At 70.2% G+C, this 18,567-nt stretch carries 13 protein-coding genes and 1 tRNA gene; 3 read left to right on the top strand and 11 right to left on the bottom strand.

Going from position 1 to position 18,567, the window contains the following annotated elements; all coding sequences use genetic code 11:
• Positions 1–45: 45 nt before the first annotated feature.
• The 3 genes from tilS to dacB form a co-directional block, all read right to left on the bottom strand.
• Positions 46–1,053 carry a tRNA lysidine(34) synthetase TilS gene (gene tilS, locus FDZ84_RS13775; protein ID WP_168586216.1) on the bottom strand — a complete coding sequence of 336 codons (1,008 nt, stop codon included), beginning with the start codon at positions 1,051–1,053 and terminating at the stop codon, positions 46–48.
• Between the two features lie 139 nt (positions 1,054–1,192).
• Positions 1,193–2,317 carry a zinc-dependent metalloprotease gene (locus tag FDZ84_RS13770; RefSeq protein WP_210435559.1) on the bottom strand — a complete coding sequence of 375 codons (1,125 nt, stop codon included), beginning with the start codon at positions 2,315–2,317 and terminating at the stop codon, positions 1,193–1,195.
• 166 nt (positions 2,318–2,483) lie between these two features.
• Entirely contained in the window at positions 2,484–6,242 is a 3,759-nt protein-coding gene (gene dacB, locus FDZ84_RS13765; RefSeq protein ID WP_168586215.1) for a D-alanyl-D-alanine carboxypeptidase/D-alanyl-D-alanine-endopeptidase, read from the bottom strand.
• A 146-nt stretch (positions 6,243–6,388) separates the two neighbouring features.
• Here dacB and FDZ84_RS13760 point away from each other — a divergent pair, with 146 nt between their 5' ends.
• Entirely contained in the window at positions 6,389–6,877 is a 489-nt protein-coding gene (locus tag FDZ84_RS13760) for an inorganic diphosphatase (protein ID WP_168586214.1), read from the top strand.
• Between the two features lie 184 nt (positions 6,878–7,061).
• On the opposite strand, the gene FDZ84_RS13755 is transcribed toward FDZ84_RS13760, so the two are convergent.
• Positions 7,062–8,681 carry an MDR family MFS transporter gene (locus FDZ84_RS13755; protein ID WP_168586213.1) on the bottom strand — a complete coding sequence of 540 codons (1,620 nt, stop codon included), beginning with the start codon at positions 8,679–8,681 and terminating at the stop codon, positions 7,062–7,064.
• A gap of 172 nt (positions 8,682–8,853) precedes the next feature.
• Entirely contained in the window at positions 8,854–9,111 is a 258-nt protein-coding gene (locus FDZ84_RS13750; protein WP_168586212.1) for a hypothetical protein, read from the bottom strand.
• Positions 9,112–9,267: 156 nt separating this feature from the next.
• Here FDZ84_RS13750 and FDZ84_RS13745 point away from each other — a divergent pair, with 156 nt between their 5' ends.
• Positions 9,268–11,880, top strand: coding sequence for a PEP/pyruvate-binding domain-containing protein (locus FDZ84_RS13745; RefSeq protein ID WP_168586211.1), 2,613 nt, complete (start codon positions 9,268–9,270; stop codon positions 11,878–11,880).
• A gap of 688 nt (positions 11,881–12,568) precedes the next feature.
• Here FDZ84_RS13745 and FDZ84_RS37785 read toward each other — a convergent pair.
• The 4 genes from FDZ84_RS37785 to FDZ84_RS13725 all read right to left on the bottom strand — a co-directional run bounded on the left by FDZ84_RS37785 (position 12,569) and on the right by FDZ84_RS13725 (position 16,352).
• Positions 12,569–13,309 carry a hypothetical protein gene (locus FDZ84_RS37785; protein WP_210435558.1) on the bottom strand — a complete coding sequence of 247 codons (741 nt, stop codon included), beginning with the start codon at positions 13,307–13,309 and terminating at the stop codon, positions 12,569–12,571.
• 164 nt (positions 13,310–13,473) lie between these two features.
• Entirely contained in the window at positions 13,474–14,286 is an 813-nt protein-coding gene (locus FDZ84_RS13735; protein WP_168586210.1) for an SLATT domain-containing protein, read from the bottom strand.
• A gap of 300 nt (positions 14,287–14,586) precedes the next feature.
• The gene (locus tag FDZ84_RS13730; protein ID WP_168586209.1) at positions 14,587–15,174 is read right to left on the bottom strand and encodes a M23 family metallopeptidase; all 588 of its coding nucleotides are present in this window, start codon (positions 15,172–15,174) and stop codon (positions 14,587–14,589) included.
• A gap of 635 nt (positions 15,175–15,809) precedes the next feature.
• Complete coding sequence (locus tag FDZ84_RS13725) at positions 15,810–16,352, bottom strand: YceI family protein (RefSeq protein WP_168586208.1); 543 nt, start codon at positions 16,350–16,352, stop codon at positions 15,810–15,812.
• 101 nt (positions 16,353–16,453) lie between these two features.
• Here FDZ84_RS13725 and FDZ84_RS13720 point away from each other — a divergent pair, with 101 nt between their 5' ends.
• Entirely contained in the window at positions 16,454–17,311 is an 858-nt protein-coding gene (locus FDZ84_RS13720) for a helix-turn-helix transcriptional regulator (protein WP_168586207.1), read from the top strand.
• A 41-nt stretch (positions 17,312–17,352) separates the two neighbouring features.
• On the opposite strand, the gene FDZ84_RS37780 is transcribed toward FDZ84_RS13720, so the two are convergent.
• Together FDZ84_RS37780 and FDZ84_RS13710 are read right to left on the bottom strand one after the other, a co-directional pair.
• Positions 17,353–17,658, bottom strand: coding sequence for a hypothetical protein (locus tag FDZ84_RS37780; protein ID WP_210435557.1), 306 nt, complete (start codon positions 17,656–17,658; stop codon positions 17,353–17,355).
• Between the two features lie 477 nt (positions 17,659–18,135).
• Positions 18,136–18,209: transfer RNA gene (locus FDZ84_RS13710), tRNA-Thr, on the bottom strand.
• Between the last annotated feature and the right edge of the window lie 358 nt (positions 18,210–18,567).

Here is an 18,567-nt window from a genome sequence, read left to right as displayed (position 1 = left end):
GGCGCTGGCAACCCAGCCGCCCGAACCGAACGCCTCGGCGTCCCGTCAACCATTCGGCGGCTTGCGGCCCGCCGCTTCCACCAAAAGCGTGCCATGCGCCCGGCGCAGCACAAAGTCGCCTGGCAAGGCCGGTCCGCCTTGACCGCGCCAGTCGGACACCAACGCGTCCGCCGCGCGCAGGTGTTCGTCGGTGATCTCCGGGACCCCGCGCTCCAGCAACCACACCCGCAGCACCCGACGCCGCAGCGCGCCCGGAACTTCCTGCAATGCCACGGCATCGAGCACGTCGCCGGCCTCGACGCGACCACGCACCTCGTCGGCCAGCAAGTCCAGCGCGTCGGCGTCCTCGCGCAGCTGCCGAGCGGTGCGCGCGAGCGCCTCCCGCACCCCGCCCTGCAATGTATCTTCAAGCAGCGGAAGGACTTCTGTGCGCAACCGCACACGCGTGAAACGCGCATCGGAGTTGTGCGGATCCAGCCACGGCTTTAGGCCGAGCGCCGCGCAGGCGGCCTCGGTCGTGGCCCGGCGGACGCCCAGGAACGGGCGCGCCCACGGCGGATCCAACGGCCGCATCCCGGCGATCGAGCGAGCCCCCGAACCCCGCCCGAGCCCGAGCAGCACGGTTTCGGCCTGGTCATCGAGGGTGTGTCCGAGCAGCACCAACGAACCCGGCGGGCGCTGCGCGCGCAACGCCGCGTAGCGCGCGCGACGGGCAGCAGCCTCCAGCCCACCGCCGCGCCCGACCTCGACCTCGATCACCCGGGCCGAGCACCCCAGCCCGCGGAGCTGCCCGGCGGCGCGGGCGGCGACGTCGGCGGAGCCGACCTGGAGCCCGTGGTCCACGACCAGACCATGCACCGCGACGCCCTCGCGGCGAGCGACGTGCGAGGCGGCAGCGGCGAGCGCCAGCGAGTCCGCGCCACCGGAGCACGCGACCGTCAGCGGAGCGCCGCGGAACGGCGCCGCCTCGGCGGAGCCGAGCAGGCGCCGGAGGGCGCCGCGAACGGCGCTGACGGCGGGATCGGGCGGCGGCACGCCGCCATTCTCCCGCATGCAATTTCAATGGAAACTGCGGATCGTCGGCGTGTCGCACCACGACACGCCGACGTCTGTGGACAACTTCCACAATTTCAATGGAAATCGGACCCTCGATTTCCATTGAAATCGAAGTCGTCCTCCCCGTGGACCCGGGTCAGCCGTGGACCCGGCGGATCCAGGCTGCCGGGTCGCCGATCTCGGCGCGGGTCGGCAGGTGGTCCGGGGACGTCCAGATCGCGTTGAAGCCGGCCATCCCGATGGCGTCCACGACGTGCCGGGTGAACGCCGCGCCCTGCGCGTACTGGCGGATCTTCGCGTCCACCCCGAGCAGGCTGCGCAGCACTCGGTCGAGGAGGCCGCCGCCCTTCCGGCGCTCCGTGAAGCGCTGGCGGATGGTGGCCACGCTGGGCACCACCCGCGGACCCACCGCGTCCATCACGTGGTCGGCGTGGCCTTCCAGCAGCGTGGAGATGGCGATGATGCGGTCCAGCGCGGCCCGCTGGCTCGGCGTCTGCAGCAGCTCGATCACCCCGAGCATGCCCGGGCTGGAGTCGCTGCTGGAGCGGGTCGAGCGGGCTTCCCGCAGCACCGCGGGCAGCCCGGTCAGCAGCTCACCGGTCGTGCCCTCCATCTCCGCCAGCAGCGTGCCCAGGCTCTCCGCGAAGTGCTCGCGCAGCCACGGCACCGCGTTGAACTGCAGCCGGTGTGTCGACTCGTGCAGGCACACCCACATCCGGAAGTCGTCGCCGGGCACTCCGAGGGACTTCTGCGCCGCGACGATGTTCGGCGCCACCAGCAGCAACCGGCCTTGCTGCCCGGCGACGCCGGATTCGCCGTACGGATCGAACTGGCCGAGCACCTTGCCGCCCAGGTAGGCGAGCACCACCCCGGCCTGCAGCCCCGCGCCGCGCGCGCTGATGCCGCCGAAGAGGTCGTTTCCCCGCAGCACCTGCGAGTCCGCTGTGGACAGTGCGGCGTCGGTGAGTTCGGCGAGGCCGTCCGCCGCGCCGCGCACCCAGGCGGGCCGGTCGACGACGTCCCCCTCGGCGATCGGCAGGCCCTGGCCCAGGCCGGTCAGCTCGCGGACGTGGGATTCGGCTTCGACGCTGAACCGCCGCAGCGAGCGCACCGCCTGCTCGGCTTCCGACCGGGGCACATCCGGCCCCGGCTTCATCAGCCGGACCGCGGTGGCGACGGCGATGTTCCAGTCCAGCGCCCGATGCTCGCCGGTGGCGCCCCGGTCTGGGGACGGGGGCAGGGTGGAAGGTCGGGCGTTCACACGACCGACCGTACCCCGCCCGCAGCCCCGCAGGTACCTCACTTTCGAGGCCGCACCTGCGCAGCCGCGCACCGTTTCCGCTGGTCAACGACCGTGAGTGGTTGTGGGCGCTATAGCACCCGAAAACGCTCACGGCGCCTGACCTGCGGAAACAGCCGTGCCCCGGTCAGCGGCAGCCGCAGCCTCGCAGGGCGTCGGCCACGCCGTCCAGCGCGGGCCGTGCGACCGCCGGGCTCGTGCCGTTGGACATGAACGCGAACACCAGCAGCCTGCCGTCCTTCGTCACCACCGTGCCGGCCAGGCTGTTGACGCCGTTAAGGGTGCCGGTCTTCGCCCGCACCCAGCCCTCGCCGGGGCTCCCGCCGTAGCGGTCGCTCAGGCTGCCGCTGCCACCGGCGATCGGCATCCCGGTGAGCAGCCCGCGCAGCTTCGCCGACTGCGGTGCCAGCCCGCCCTCCGGGCTGGCCGGGGCGGTCGCCGAAGCCAGCAGAGCGGAGAGCAGCTTGGGCGTGGTCCGGTCGTCCAGGGACAACCCGCTGCCGTCGGCCATGCTCGTGCCGGTGACATCGAAGCCGTGCTGCGCCAGCACGTCGCGCACTGCCTTGGCCGAGCCCGCGAACGACGGGTCGTTGCCGGTGGCGATGGCCACCTCGCGCGCCAGCGCCTCGGCGAGCAAGTTGTCCGAGTGCTGCATCGCGATGTCGACCATCTCCTGCACGGTCGGCGACTGCACCTGGGCGAGGACCTGCGCGTTCGGCGGCGCCACGCCCTTCGACACCTGCGTCGCGCCGAGCCCGGCCGCGAGCCGCTGCGCGGCCTCCACCGCCGGGGTCGAGGTCCGGGGGCTGTAGTCCTTGGTCGGGTCGTCCCGGCCCCCGTCCAACATCACCGGCTCCATCGGCGCCATCATCCCGCCGGCCACGTCCTGCGGCAGCCAGCCCGGGGCGAGGCCTGGTCCGGTGTACCTGCTGGTGTCCACCAGCACAGACGTCACGTCGCCCCCGGCCGCGGCCCGGGCCTGGGCGACCAGGTCGTCGAACCGGGCGGCCCCCGGGTAGACCGACTCCTTGTTCGCGGGCAGCGTGGACAGCGTCAGGTCACCACCGCCGACCAGCACCACGGTGCCCGGTTGGCTGCCGCGCACCACCTTGGTGGTGAGCCGCTGGTCGTGGTCCAGGACGAGCAGTGCCGCGCTCATGGCCAGCAGCTTCCCGGTGGACGCCGGGACCATCTCCTTACCGGCGTTCTGCTGCCGCAGCACCTGTCCGGTCTGGGCGTCCAGCACCACACCGGCGAAGGTGCCCAGACCAGGGTTGCCCAGCGCTCCGGCGAGAGCGTCGTCGAGGCCCGCCTTCGTGGGCAGCGGCGCGTTCTGGTCGAGCGGCTTGATCACCGGGTTGAGCCGGACCGGCGCGGGCGGATCGGCGAGCTGCGCTTTCATCAGGGCGTCGACCAGCGTCGGGCCGAACGCGATGCCAGCACCGAGCAGCGCGACGACGATCACGGCGACCGCGATCAGCCCCCGGCGACGGCGATGGGGCGGCTCTGCCTTCGGCGGTTCTTCGCCCAACGTCGGCACGGGCGCGGCGCTCGGCGAGATGCGCTGCGGCTGCGCCCGCGATCCGGTCAGGCCCGCGAAATCCGCTGGCGAAGCGGCGGCAGGCGGGGTGAGGCCGACCGAATCCTGCGGAAAACCGCCGGACGGCTTGGCATGCGGGGCGGTCAGGCCCGCGAAATCCGCGGCGGACGCGGGGCGCGGCGGCGGGCCGTCGAAGTCCGGCCGCGTGAACTGCTGCGTCTGCTCGGCGGGAGCGACCGGCGGCACGGGCTTGATCTGCTGCGTCGCAGGCCCCGGGTCCGCGGCGCGCAGCGCTTCGAGGCCCTTGAGGTCGATCCGGGTGGTCTTCTCCGCCTCGCTCTCCGCCGGGACCTTCGCGATCTGCTGCGTCGAGTCGATGGGCTGGGCGGCGACCCATGGGATCTGCTGCGTCTCGTCGATGCGCGGCGACTCGACGGGCCCGGCGATCTCGATCCGCCTGATCCGCTGGGTCTGCTCGACGTTGCTGGGCGGCGGGGTCGCATCGGTGACCGGCGAGAACTGCTGCGTCAGCTCGACGGCGGTGACCGGCGGCTCGACGATGCGCTCCTGGTCGCCGGTCGGCCGGTCATCCGCCTCCGGCTCCTCGTCCGCGGCAGGCCGATCGTCCGGCTCCGGCGCTACGTCGCGAGTCGGCCAGTCGTCCCGCTGCGGCGCCTCGTCACCAGTCGGCCAGTCGTCCCGCTCCGGCTCCTCTTCGCCGCGCGCCGTCCCTGGCGCCGCACCAGCGGCTGCTGCGGCTGCTGCCCCGGGCGAAGTCCCAGCAGCGGGTTCCTCGCTCGACGCGGCCCCGGCACTGGCCTCGGTACCGGCTTTCGCAGCGATGCTCGTTTCGTCCCCGGCCCCTGCCGTGGCTGCCCCAGCAGGCTCGGCCGATGTTGCGGACTCGGCACCCGCGGTCTTCGGCTCAACAGCGGGTTCAGCAGATTCAGCGGGTTCAGCGGATTCCGCGGTGGAATCAGGACCGTCGCCGGTTCCCGTTCCTGGCTCGGGAGCTTCTCCCGGCTTGGTCCCAGCGCCCGCCAGTCCGGAGTCAGCGGCCGTTTCGGTCCTGGCCTCGGCATCGTCGGCTGGCTCGGCGCCAGCATCGGCAGCAGGCCCGGCAGCTGCTTTCGCGCCAGTTCCAGCGGTGTCTTCCGCGTCTGTCTCGGAACCAGTGCCGTCGGCCTCATCAGCAGAAACTTGTTCGGGCTTCGTCCCAGCGGCGGCTACGGCCTCGGATCCAGCAGCGGTTCCAGTTTCGGCAGCGGTTCCAGATTCGGCAGCGGTTCCAGATTCGGCGTCCGCGCCGCAATCCGATCCTGCGTCAGGGCCGGAAACAGTGGACTCGGCTGCCGTTGCGGACTCCGCGTCCGCGCCGGAATCCGATTCTGGTTCGGCGTCCGCGCCGGTGTCTGCTTCAGGTTCGGCGCCGGAATCCTCTTTTGGGGCCGGTTCGGTGCCGGAGCCGGAAGTCGCTGCCGCATCGGAGCTTTCGGTGGCAGTGGTCGCCTCTGCGGATTCAGCCGCCGTTCCGGCGTCCGCCCCGGTTTCCGTTCCCGAGTCCGCGCCGGGGACCGCCGTCGCTTCGGAATTTCCGTCAGCGGCGTCGGACTCGACCGCCGCTCCGTCCTCGGAGCGCTCGGGTGCAGCTGCAGCTCCGGCTGCCTCGACCGTGCCGCTGTGCGCGCTGCTGGCCTCCACTCCGGAATCGGCGGCAGTGCCCGGGTTCTCGTCAGCCTTCTCGCCGGGCTCGCCGCCGGCCACTGCGCCGGCCTTCCCGCCGCCGGCCTCCTTGCCGGCGTTATCGGCCTTGTCTTCGGACTTGTCGCCGGGGTCGACCTCGCCATCGGTCTGCTCGCCGGAATCCGCCTTCGAGGCGGCTTCGTCGACTTCTTCGGAGTCCGCGGCTTCTTCGGAGTCCTCGGCGCCGGCCCCTTGTCCGGACCGGTCATCGGCGGGCGGGTCTCCGGCCTCGGCGGCAACGGTCTTCAACCGCGCGGTCTTACCCGCCGAGTCCGCCTCTGCCTCCGGCGGCTCGGCCGCGGCGGCTGTGCCCTTGGTCTCATCGGCACCGGCCCGCGCCGCCGGCTCCCGGGGCGCGCCGCTCGCCTCCGCGGCCTCGGATTCCCCGGCGTTCGACGAGGTCACGGCCTCGGTCGGCGGGCTTGTTCCGGTCCGGGGCGGGGTGGTCTCCGACGTCTCCGCGGCTTGGTCTCCGGCGGCCCGGTCCGGCGGCGAGCCGTCCGGGGACGACGCATCGGGTCGGGTAAGGCTCTCGCTATCCGATGTTGACGCCCGGACGTCGGGTTCGGACACCTCACCCCCGCTGTTCTGGGGTTCGGGCACGTGCTCCTCCTCGACGGTTCGCCAGACTGCCAGATTGCGAGCTCCCGCACTGCGGTGGGGGCCGGAGAGCTGCCGTGGTCCACACTAGACGTGGTCGCACGCGGGAGCGGGCGGCTGCATCCGACGCAAGACGAGTGAGGAACCGCGTGGACTTCGACGTCACGATCGAGATCCCCAAGGGGAACCGGAACAAGTACGAGGTGGACCACGAGACGGGGCGAATCCGTCTCGACCGGACGCTGTTCACCGCTACCCAGTACCCGGCGGACTACGGGTTCATCGAGGACACCCTCGGCGAGGACGGCGACCCGTTGGACGCGCTGGTCCTGGTCCAGGAGCCGACGTTCCCCGGCTGCCTGATCAAGTCGCGTGCCATCGGCATGTTCCGGATGCGCGACGAGAAGGGCGGCGACGACAAGGTCATCTGCGTTCCCTCGGACGACCCGCGGCAGGAGCACCTGCGCGACATCCACCACCTCGCCGAGTTCTACAGGCTGGAGATCCAGCACTTCTTCGAGGTGTACAAGGACCTGGAACCGGGCAAGAGCGTGGAGGGCGCGACGTGGGTCGGCCGCACCGAGGCCGAAGCGGAGATCAAGCGCTCGTACGAGCGGGCCAAGGAACAGGGGCACTGAACCACCGCCCCGAGAAAGGGCCCTCGCCGCGCTGGATGCGGTGAGGGCCCTTTTCACTTGTGTAGCACCGGGTCCGTGAGCGCTTCTGGGCATCCCCACTCACAGGACCTGACCAGGCACTTCGTGAACTTGTCCACAGGCCTGGGGATAACTGGACAAGTCTGTGGACAAGTCTGTGGACAAGTCAGTCCAGGCGGATGTCGCGGAGTAGCCAGGTGAGGCCGAAGGCGACCAGGACCACGCAGCCGCCGACAAAGAACACCGTGTCCATCGAACTGGCGAAGCCCTCCAGGATCGGCCGCGCCAGCCGCGGGTCCAGGCCGTACAGGAACGACGTGTCATTGATGTCGAGGCCGGCCCCGCCACCTTGCTGCAGCGCTTCGACGAACGACCGGTTCACCGGGTTCGCCAGCACCTCCGGGTCGCGCAGCGCCGCGGTGAACTCCGGTGTGGCGAACGCCGCTCGCGTAGCATCCGCGATCCGGCCGCCGACCGTGCTGAACAGCACCGACAGGAACGCCGCCGCGCCGACTGTGCCGCCGGTCTGCCGGAACAGGTTCACCGACGCCGTCGCCACGCCCATGTCGCGCGGGGTGGCGCCGGTCTGCACCACGAGCGTCAGGGTCTGCATCAGCATGCCCAGCCCGCAGCCCATCACCACCGCCGTCAGCCCCACCTGGACCAGCGAGGTGTCCACCCTGATCAGGCTGAACAAGAACAGCGAAGTGGCCATGAACGCGGCACCGACGATCGGGAAGACCTTCAGCCGGCCGGTCCTGGCGATCAGCTTGCCGACGACGCCGGTCGCGACCATGATCCCGGCCGTCATCGGCAGCAGCATCAGCCCCGCCTCGGTCGGGCTCAGGCCCTTGACGATCTGCAGGTACAGCGGCAACGAGCTCAGCCCGCCGAACATGCCGATGCCGACCAGGAAGTTGAGCAGGTTGCCCATCCGGAACGACGACCGCCGGAACATCCGCAGCGGCAGCAGCGCCTCGGCTCCCATCCGGCTCTCGACGAACACGAACAGCAGCCCCCCGACCGCGCCGATGGCGTACATGGCCAGCGAGATCGACGACAGCCAACCCCACTGGCGGCCCTGCTCGGCGACGGTCAGCAGCGGCACCAGCAGCACGACCAGCGCCGCCGCGCCCAGGTAGTCGATTCGGTGCCGGACGCGTTCGGTCGCCACGTTGAGCACCTTCGCGACGACGGCCAGGGCCGCCAGCCCGACCGGCAGGTTCACCAGGAACACCCAGCGCCAGCCGTCGATGCCGAGGAAACTGTCCATGCCGGCGAACAGGCCGCCGATCACCGGCCCGATCACGCTGGCGGTGCCGAAGACCGCCATGAAGTAGCCCTGGTAGCGGCTGCGCTGTCGGGCGGGGATCATGTCGGCGATGATCGTCAGCGCCAGCGACATCAGGCCGCCGCCGCCGAGGCCCTGGATGGCGCGGAACGCGGCGAGCTCGTAGATCGAGTTCGCCAGCCCGCACAGCAGCGAACCGACCAGAAACAGCGAGATCGCGGTCAGGTACAGCGGTCTGCGGCCGTAGATGTCGGAGAGCTTGCCGTACAGCGGCGTGGTGATGGTCGCCGTGATCAGGTATGCGGTGGTGACCCAGGCTTGCGCGGTCTGCCCGTGCAACTGGTCGGCGATGACGCGGATCGCCGAGCCGACGATCGTCTGGTCGAGCGCGCCCAGGAACATGCCCAGCATCAGGCCGGTGAGCACGGTCAGGATCTGCCGGTGGCTCAGCGCGAATCCGGCGGTCTGCGCAGGTGGCACAGCCGTTTCCGACATGGTTTTCCCTTCAGGGGGGTGCTCCTCGTGATGCGCCGGCGGGCGAGTCCGGCCGGAGCGCTGCGGCACGAACATCCCCAGCAATTTGCTTGCAGCACTCAACTAGTTGGCGGGACAACTATGACCTGCGGACAAATGCGAGGCAACTTCGTTTCCGGCGCCTTGGGCCACGTCAGCGCCGACGCGCACCCGACGATCTGGGCATCGCCAAGACAGTGCCGTCGGACTGGCGCAGCACGACGACCGGGGTCGTCGAGGCGTGCTTCCCGCTCGGCGCGAACCGCTCGCGCGGCGATCGCGGTTGGTAGAACCAGGCCAGCTCGGCCCGCACCCGCGCCACCACCCGCCGCCGGCGCAGGTGCCTGCAGATCGCCGGGGCCAGCACGACCAGGCCGGACAACGTCGCCAACGGCACCATCCACCAATGCATCCCGCTCCCTCCTCGTGGGAGAGGAATGGCGCTCCGCCCGGCACGTGATGCGGCGATCGCCGGGATCACCCCAATGGCCCAACATAAATTCAACGACTGTTGATTTTTTGGCCCATTCCGCGCTACCTTGCTTGCACCGGCGCGGGGAGGTTGGCCTTGAGCACGTTGGAGACCCAGGTTCTGCTCGACCTCGGCGAGATCCGCGCGAGCGACGGCGAACTGGCCGGCGGCAAGGCCGCCAACCTGGGCGAGCTGTCGGCGGCGGGATTCCGGGTGCCACCCGGCTTCTGCATCAGCACGCTCGCCTACGACGAGGTCTGCCGCGAACTCACCGGCGACCTGATCGACCGGTTGCCTGGGGCAGCAGCCGAGATCCGCTCCCGGCTCGCCGGCGCCGAAATCCCCGCCGAGCTGGCTGCCGCGATCACCGCCGCCTACGCCGAACTCGGCCCGGACGCCCCGGTGGCGGTGCGTTCGTCCGCGACCGCCGAGGACCTACCGCACGCCAGCTTCGCCGGCCAGCAGGACACCTACCTGAACGTCATCGGCGAGGCTGCGCTACTGGACGCCGTGCGCCGCTGCTGGAGTTCACTGTGGACGGACCGGGCGGTGGCCTACCGGGCGGCCAACGACATCGACCACCGAGCGGTGCGGCTGGCGGTGGTCGTACAGCGCATGGTCGACGCGACGGCGGCCGGCGTGCTGTTCACCGCGAACCCGGTCACCGGGCGGCGAACCGAGACCGTGATCGACGCGAACACCGGACTCGGCGAATCGGTGGTGTCCGGCGCGGTCACCCCGGACCACTTCGCAGTGGAGTCCGGCCGGATCACCGCGCGGCGGCTCGGGGACAAGCCCACCAGCGTCCACCCGAAACCCGGCGGCGGCACGGAAACCGTTGCGCAGCAGGGCGATCAGCCTTCGATAACGGACGATCAGGCCCGCGCGCTCGCCGCGCTGGGTTCGGAAGTGGCGCGGCACTGCGGCGCGCCGCAGGACATCGAGTGGGCCATCGATGGCGACGGCACCCCGTGGCTGACCCAGTCGCGGCCGATCACCACGCTGTTCCCGCTGCCCGCCGAACCGCACGGCGGCCTGCACGTCTACCTGTCGATCAACGTCGCGCAGGGCGTCTACCGGCCGATCACGCCGATGGGCGCCGCGACGCTGGCGCTGATGTTCAACAACCTCATGCGCAACCTAGGCATCCCGACCGACGGACCGCGGCCGAAGCTGTGGCGGCAGGCCGACGGTTGGCTGTTCGCCGACATCACCGGCATGACCCGGAACAAGATCGGCCGCGCCGTGGCACCCAAGGTGTTCGCGATGGCCGAAGCCCGCACCGGAAAGGTCTTCGAGTCGCTGCTCGACGACCCGCGCCTGCCACTGGGCCCGAAGGTGCCGTGGCCGCTGCTTCGCCGGCTCGCCGGGATCTTCGCGCGCACCAAGGCGCCGATCGAGGCGGTGCGCACGCTGCGCGACCCCAAGCGCGCTCGCGAGCGGATCTTCGGCTTGGCACGGGAAATCCGGGCGGAGCTGGCCGGCCCCGAGCCGTCGTCCGCGCGGGAGCGGCTGGCCGCGGCGCGGCGGAGCGTCGCGGAGATCGCGGTCCCGCGAATCGCGCAGATCCCGCCGAGGATGCTGCCCGCCGTCGTCCTCAGCCGACTGCTCCCGAAGCTGGCGGGCAAGGCCGCCAGCTTCGAAGAAGTGCAGATCGTGCTGCGCGGTATCCCGCACAACGTCACCACCGAGATGGACCTGGAGCTTTGGGGGATCGCGCAGCTCGCCAGCCGGGACCCCGAAACCGCCCGGCTGTTCGCCGGATCCTCCATCGACGAGCTCGCCGAGCGCTACCAGGACCGGAAGCTGCCGGTAGAAGTCCAAAATGGACTCGATGCGTTCTTCGAGCGCTACGGGCATCGGACGGTGGCGGAGATCGACATCGGGATCCCGCGCTGGTCCGAGGCCCCGGCGCACGTGCTCGGGCTCGTCGCGAACTACGTGCAGACCGGCGAAAGCGGCCACGACGCAGACGAGCAGTACCGGCGCGGGGTGGCCGACGCGGAGCGGATGGCCGCCGAGATCGTGTCCCGGCTCAAGAACCCGCTGCGAGCTCGGGTCGTCGGCTTCGCGATGGACAGGGTGCGGCAGCTCGCCGGGCTCCGCGAAATGCCGAAGTACTGCATCGTGCTCACGATCGCGAACGCCCGCAAGCACCTGCTGGCCGTCGGCCGAGAACTCGCCTGCACCGGTGGCCTGGAGCGCGCGGAGGACGTGTTCTTCCTCGACTACGACGAGCTCGCCGAGGCGGTCTCAGGCGCCGACCACCGCAATCTGGTGGCAAAGCGCCGAGAAACCCACGAACGCGAACTGCGGCGCCGGCACCCGCCGCGCGTGCTGCTCTCGGACGGCACCGAACCCGAGGCGACGCTGCCCACGGCGGCGGTCGACGGTCAGCTGATCGGGACATCGGCTTCGGCGGGCACCGTGACCGGGACGGCGCGAGTGGTGCACGACCCGGTCCGCGCGCGGCTCGCCCCAGGCGAGATCTTGGTGACGCCGTCCACGGATCCCGGCTGGACGCCGCTGTTCCTGACCGCGGGCGGCCTGGTGATGGAGATGGGCGGGCCGAACTCGCACGGAGCGACGGTGGCCCGGGAGTACGGAATCCCCGCCGTGGTGGGAGTTCCGGAAGCCACGACCCGAATCACCGACGGCCAGCGGATAACCGTCCACGGCTCCGCGGGCACCGTCGAACTGGACCGGTGAGCCGGGCGATCGCCCGGCTCGGGCACGCCACCGGCAACGACGGAATCGACTTCTGGACGCGGGCCGGGCGGCGATTTCGCGCGAAATCGCCACCACCCCGGGTGACGCGGCATCGTCGCGCTTCGTGATCGCCGCGGCGCGTTCGTGCAGGTGGTGCCAATTTCGCGAGAAATTGACCGTCACCTGGGTGAACGTCAATTTCTCGCGAAATTGGCACCCAACCCTCCCCCGGGGCGGCTCCTTCCCTCCCTGCAGCCCCGTTCCCGCTGGTCAACGCCCGTGAGCGCTGTTGGGGCCATAGCGGGCGCTTTGGAAGCGACCGGCCAAGATGCGGTAGGGCGGGCTCTTGTCTTTGAAACCCCGAAGCCGCGTATCTGGTCATGCGCGAATTGGGGATCCCAGTCCAGGCGGCGTTTGAGGTGCCGCCAGCCGCAGCGCCGCGCACAACGAGTGTGGCAGCAGTCACCGCAGCACCGAAAAGCACTCACGGCGGCTGATCAGCTGCAACCGGGGCCTACGCGGTGATGGCCCCTGCCGGTTCCGGCGGGGGCCATCGAGTCCGTTCGGGGGCGCCGTCGGCGGAGGAAGCCCGCCGCTCCAGCGGGGTGAGCTGCGCCGGGTCGACCGTGTTGCCGGGCCGTCGCTTCCGGCGTCGTTCTGTTCGACGTGGAGGGCCGCCGGGCCCCGCTCAGCCGCCGAGCTGGTTGGCGCCACCGAGCGGGCCGTGGCTGGCCACGTCGTTGACCTTGTCCAGTGTCGTGTCCGGGGCGACCTTGCCGAGCGGGAGGGTATCGGTCACGCCGTCCAGCGGGCTCGCCGGACCAGCGACGCCGCCGAGCGCGCTGCCGCTTCTCGCCGCCGGCAGCGTCGAACCGACCGGGGAGCCGGCCACCACGCCGTGCACCGTCTCGCCCACCAGGTTGACCTCCTGCGGCGTGGGCGGCAGCTGCGCGGGCTTGGTCTGCGGCACGCCCGCCTTTGTGCTGTCCAGCACCGAGCCCAGGCCAGCCGGCAGCTCGTCGACCGGGCCGCCCTGCCTGGCGACCGGGCTGACCGCCAAGGCGGGGACGACGTCGCCCACCGGCAGCGCGGCGGTGTCGAGGCTCCGGCTGCCGGTCACACCGCCGAGCAGGCCCGTGACCGGGTTGCTGTCGCCGAGCACGCCGACGCCGCCAAGCACGCCGTCGAGCGGGCCACCGGCGTTGCTGCGCCCGGTTAGCTGCTTCTCGACCGGGACGACGTCGCCCACGGTCTGCTGCGCGGAGGCCAGCGTGCCCGCGACGTGGTACGTGGTCTGCGCGAGGTTGTTGTCGGTGGGCAGCTGAGCGGGCAGCTGCGGGGTCTCGGCCGCGTTCGCGGTAGCGGCGAAGCCGACCGCGCCAGCGCCGCCGACCAACACAACGGCCGCTGCGGTAAGGGTGCGCTTCATCGCATTGCTCCTCTCTGCACAGGCCGATTCCTGTGCGCCGCGCCGGAGATTACGGAAGGATCACTCACCACCATTCAGCGATCACATAAGTGGGAAATGTAGACATTCAGTGATCGTTATCCGCCTATTTCTCCACGCTTTCGTGAAGCGCGACATGGGAGTGATTACTGACCGATCCCGTCCGCTGCGGTTGAGGGCAAGCGGCGCACCTGTTCGGCTCGCAGCGACTCGACCGCGTCGGCGAATTCCGCATAGGCCTCGTGCTCGCTGTCGAACCGGCGGTACCGACCGACCCGCAGCTCCACCGACTCGTACTCGCGGTCCAACGCGTCGGCGGCCTGCTGGCACGCGACCGCCCGGTACCGGTATTTGGCGTGCCCGGCGAACGCCGCGGCCACCGCGACGACCAGGCACAACGCCACCGCGACCCCCCGAACGTCCACAACGGACACCGATACCGCCGTCACCGTCGCGGCGATGATCGAGCCGCCGATGACCACCGCCTGCAGGACGTTGTCCTTCGAGCGGTCCCGCCGGGCCTCGCCCCGGTAGCGCTCGACGAGATCCGGCAGCTGCGCCCGGTAGCGCTTGTGCAAACCCAGCAAATCCCCGGACCCCAGTTCATCCAGCATGTTCTCGCGGTACGCGCATTCGAGCGCGCGCAGTTCTGACTCCACCGCGCGAACCTTAAAGTGCTGCTGGTAGACGAACCTCCCCGACAGGGCCATCGATGCCACGGCCAGGGCGAAAACCACCCCCGCCGGTATCGCGGACACCCATAACGACAACGCCATCGCGGCGGAGCCGATCAGCAACAGGTTGCCCGGCACCGCCCAGGCAACCAGGAGCCGCTGCACCAACCGCGCGCGGTAGTGCTGCTCAGACCGCTCGGCGATCCGGCGTTCCCAGTCCGGCGGCTGGCGATCCCCGGCAAGCACTCCACCGCCGACGATCCCGGCCGCATCCACTCGCTCCATCACATCGAATCCTTCCAGGCGCGTTAATGCGATCGAAGTAGCTCCCGGAGCACCACGACAATCGGCCGGGAGGGTGATGATCTGCTCGGCCGATCGGTCCACCCCGGATACGCCGGGTGATCGCTGCTGGGTTCGCACGCCGCTCACGTTCGATAACGGGCAGTGATAACAGCCAGTGGTGCACGCCGGACATCGTTTGGCGGTTTCCGGGGGTCTGCCACTCTGGCAGCGCCGCCCGCGGACGGGTCAACCGGGTCCACCAATCGGGCGTCGACACGCCGTCGAGAACGCACGAAAGGCTTACCGATCCGTCAACTCGGCGTTCGCGTCGCGGTAGAGCTCCTCCGGATCCACCGGCCGCCCGGCCACCTCGATCTGGAAGTGCAAGTGTGGCCCGGTCGATTCGCCGCGATCGCCCATCGTCGCGATCAACTGCCCGGCCCGAACCTGTTGTCCGACCGAGACGAAGTCCTCGTCGATGTGCCCGTAAATCGAAACGACGTCGGCGCGGTGCGCAATTCTGATCCACATGCCATAACCGCTCGCCGGACCGGAATCTATGACGATACCCTCCGACGCCGCTCGGATCGGGGTGCCGATGTCGTTGGCGATGTCGACACCGTTGTGCATCTCGCCCCAGCGCCCACCGAAGCCGCTGCTGATCTCGCCATCCGCCGGCGACACCCAGTCAGCTACCGGAGCAGCAGGTGGATCGGACTTGGTGGGCAGCTTCGCGGCGAGGCCAGCGGCGAATCTCAGGCCGATCGCCGGGGGTTTCGATTGGTCATCCTGCACAGCCGGGGCGGCCAGGGCACCAGCGGCGCCGAGCACGCTGCCCACGACCAGTCCGACCAGTCCGGCGATCACCGTATTATGTCGTATTGCCATCGCGTTTCCACTCCTCCCGCCGTCCGCGGTTATTCGCGCGACGGCCGGGCCGAATTCCGCGTTCGGACGCCGGGGATTCCGAAACCGGCGTCTGGGCGGTTCGGCAAGATTGCAGCCGAACCGCACCGGGAATGCATTTCGGAATTGGCTCAATGGAATGACGTGCCGACAATTCGCCGCGTCCCGCGCACAGGTGTCGGGAGGTCCGCCACGGACACGCACGGTCCACAGTGGTCACGATTCTCAGTGAACCGCGCGTGGGCCGAACCCGAAACCCTTTCCAGCCATCACGGAGGGTGTCGGACGCGGCCGAGCCGCCGATGTCACCTCCCTGATCCGCACACCACTCGACCGGTAATCACCCGATCAGACCAAGAGCGAGGGGCGCCCGTGCCCTCTTGCTAAGTCACGGATGGCCCTCACCAGCCATCGATCGAGTGCTTCCAAACCGGCGGAAGGGTTCTCAGGATGACGGCGAGGCCGCACGGCGCGCTCGCCGGATCGAGCGCCCGATCGCCGACTTCGCCCAAGCCCTGAAGAACGTCTGACGCGGCAACGGGACCGTGAGCGCTTTCGGGCTGCTATAGCAAGAGGCTGAGACAGCAACCCAAAGGGCTCACGGCCCCGCGACCTCGTCACTTCGGTTCGACGAACTGGACGTCGAGCTGGATCTTCACCACGTTGCCGAGCAGGGCTTCACCCGCGCCGAAGTTGATGCCGTAATCGCTTCGGCGGATCTCGCCCGTCGCCTCGAAGCCGGCGTGGCGGCTTCCGTCGAAGACGTCCCCGACCCCGCCGAACTCGACCTCGAAGGTGATCGGCTTGGTCACCTCTCCGATGGTCAGCTCGCCTTCGAGGGACCAGTCCTCGCCTTCGCCGCGCAGCCGGGTCGAGCGGAAGGTCATGGTCGGGCGCTTCTCGGCGTCGAGCAGGTCCGGGGCGAGGACGTGCGCGTCGCGGTCGGCGTTTCCGGTGTCGATGGACGCGATGGCGACGGTGGCGGTGATCGTGCTGTCGTCGAGGGTCTCGCCCACCACGAGTTCGGCGTCGACCTCGGCGAAGCGGCCCCGCACCTTCGACACTCCCAGGTGCCGGATCGAGAAGCCAACCGAGGAGTGGAACGGGTCGAGGGCCCAGCGGCCGGCGGTCAGCTGGAGTGCGGTCGTTTCAGTGGTCATGGCACCAACCTCGCGGTTACGCCGCACCGGAGGGAGACCGCGCTGAGGCTGGCCCTCGCAGGGCCACCCACAAGCGCGTCCCCAGCAGGTAAGTTCCTGTCGTGCGCGACAACGAATTCGGGGCCTTCCTGCGCGCCCGTCGGGAAGCCATCACGCCCACCGAGGTGGGGCTGCCCACCGGACCGCGACGGCGCACGCCCGGGCTGCGGCGCACGGAGCTGGCGATGCTCGCCGGGATCAGCGTCGAATACCTCACCCGGCTGGAGCAGGGCCGGGACCGCCACCCGTCCTCCGAGGTGCTGGGTGCCCTCGTCGACGCTCTGCGGCTGTCCTCCGAGGAGCGCGCGCAGTTGTGGCTGATCCTGGGCACGAACAAGCCGAGCGCGCTGTGCCCGCGGGTCGCCGAGCCGCCGGTGCGGACGGTTCGCGAAGGTGTGCAGGCGATCCTCCAGCGGCTCGAGCCGAGTCCGGCGCTGGTGGTCAACCGGATCGGCGACGTCCTCGCCCGCACGGACGGCTACCAGCGACTGGCGGGCCCGGTCGGGGTCCTGGACGCCGAGCGGCCCAACCTGGTGCGCTTCGTGTTCACGGACGACCGCGCGCGCACTGCGCACCCCGAGTGGGCACGCATCGCCGACGCCCAGGTCAACTTCCTCAAGCTCGGTTTCCACTGCGACGACCCGCATTCCGCGGGCCTCGTCGAGGAGCTGAGCGCCGCCGCCGGAGCCCCGTTCACCAGCCGGTTCGAGGCACAGCAGGTCGTTCCGGAGCGCACCGGAGTGGAGCGCTGGGTGCATCCTGAGGTCGGCGAGCTGCGGCTGGGTTTCGAGGTCCTGGAGGTTTCGGGCACCGACGACCAGCGCCTGATCATCTACCTGCCCGCCGACGACTCGACCGCGGCAGCGCTGGACCGCCTCGACGGGCGCCACCCCGGCGGCCTGCGAGCAGTCTCCGGCTGACCGTCGTGAGTGGCCGTTCCGGTTCTTACCGGCAGCGCCGCTCACGAGTCTTCCCAGTCGCGCGGGGACAGGGTGAGGGCTTCGGGATCGCCGCGAAGGCTTGCCCTGGTAGTCGGGGAGACGGACGGTCTGCCCGGCGGTGTCTTCCAGCACCATCTGGCCACGCGACCAGCACGACGGTGATCGTGCCGGTGGCCAGCGAGAAGAAGATCGCGTCGGCGGCCAGGTAGAGCGTGGCGGTGGAGCTCGCTGACGTACAACCGCCCGTCGGCGAGCTCGGCGATGACGCGCCGGCGCTGCGCATGGCCCACGGCGCCGAGGAACGCCAGCAAGTCCTCGCTATCCATCAACCCACCCCGATCCGTCAGCCAACACTTGCGCATGGCATGACCGGCTGTCATGCAACCAGGGCGGCGTTCCCGCAGGTGAGGGCCCGTGAGCGCTTCCGGGTGCTAGAACGCCCTAAACCACTCACGGGCCCTGGCCAGGCGAAACCAACGGCGGCGGTGCGGCTCGATGTCGTCGCGGAGCTGCCGGCCGAGCGCGGTCGCGCTGTCCTTCCTCATCTTGATCGGCGCCCCTTACCCTGGTGCCCGACCCGCCGCGGCCGGAGCGCACCGCTCGGCGGCATCGAGCGTGCTTCCGCAGGTTGCCCGCGAGGCGGCCGAGGCAGCAGTCCGGCTGGTTCCACGGACGCGCACCGGTACCGATCGGCACGCATCGGGCACGCAGAGACCGTTCGCAGGGAAGCTGCGTCACGCCACCTCACCTCGGGCAAAAGAAAAACCGCAGGTCACCTGGGTGATCCTGCGGTCTTTCCAGCGAGCCGCCTAAGGGAATCGAACCCTTGACCTACGCATTACGAGTGCGTCGCTCTAGCCGACTGAGCTAAGGCGGCGTTGCATGAGCAAGTGTAGCGGGCCGGGCCTCGCCGTCGTTCACGGCCCCACTGCTTGGCGCTGGCCCGATCGGCGCTTGTCTTCGCTGGTGGCCGGGATTGACTCCGGGAAGACCCCACCTTCGGCCGACGCACTGCGACGACTTCCTTCGCCACCTCGTCACCTTCGACTCGTTGGATCCACAGTGATGCTTAACACGTGACCGGGAGGTTCTCGGATGCGGGCAGTCCGCCGCTTCAGCGCGTGCCCCACCGTCGGGCTCGCTGCAGCATGTGCCGGACGCCGTCCACGCGCATTCCAACGTGCAGCTCGCTTTCCGCTCCCGGGCAGACCGGCAAAGCCGTGCAGTCGACCTCG

Origin of the sequence: Saccharopolyspora sp. ASAGF58 (assembly GCF_012277335.1) — a bacterium.
Taxonomy (GTDB): domain Bacteria; phylum Actinomycetota; class Actinomycetes; order Mycobacteriales; family Pseudonocardiaceae; genus Saccharopolyspora; species Saccharopolyspora hattusasensis.
This window is presented reverse-complemented; position numbering and strand designations above follow the sequence as displayed.

Bases quoted from the DNA above. Each gene is read 5' to 3' on its own strand.
- FDZ84_RS37785 (WP_210435558.1), bottom strand. From the start codon at position 13,309: ATGAAGCGCACCCTTACCGCAGCGGCCGTTGTGTTGGTCGGCGGCGCT.
- FDZ84_RS13730 (WP_168586209.1), bottom strand. From the start codon at position 15,174: ATGGCAATACGACATAATACGGTGATCGCCGGACTGGTCGGACTGGTC.
- tilS (WP_168586216.1), bottom strand. From the start codon at position 1,053: ATGCGGGAGAATGGCGGCGTGCCGCCGCCCGATCCCGCCGTCAGCGCC.
- FDZ84_RS13750 (WP_168586212.1), bottom strand. From the start codon at position 9,111: ATGCATTGGTGGATGGTGCCGTTGGCGACGTTGTCCGGCCTGGTCGTG.
- FDZ84_RS13735 (WP_168586210.1), bottom strand. From the start codon at position 14,286: ATGGAGCGAGTGGATGCGGCCGGGATCGTCGGCGGTGGAGTGCTTGCC.
- FDZ84_RS37780 (WP_210435557.1), bottom strand. From the start codon at position 17,658: ATGGATAGCGAGGACTTGCTGGCGTTCCTCGGCGCCGTGGGCCATGCG.
- FDZ84_RS13725 (WP_168586208.1), bottom strand. From the start codon at position 16,352: ATGACCACTGAAACGACCGCACTCCAGCTGACCGCCGGCCGCTGGGCC.
- FDZ84_RS13755 (WP_168586213.1), bottom strand. From the start codon at position 8,681: ATGTCGGAAACGGCTGTGCCACCTGCGCAGACCGCCGGATTCGCGCTG.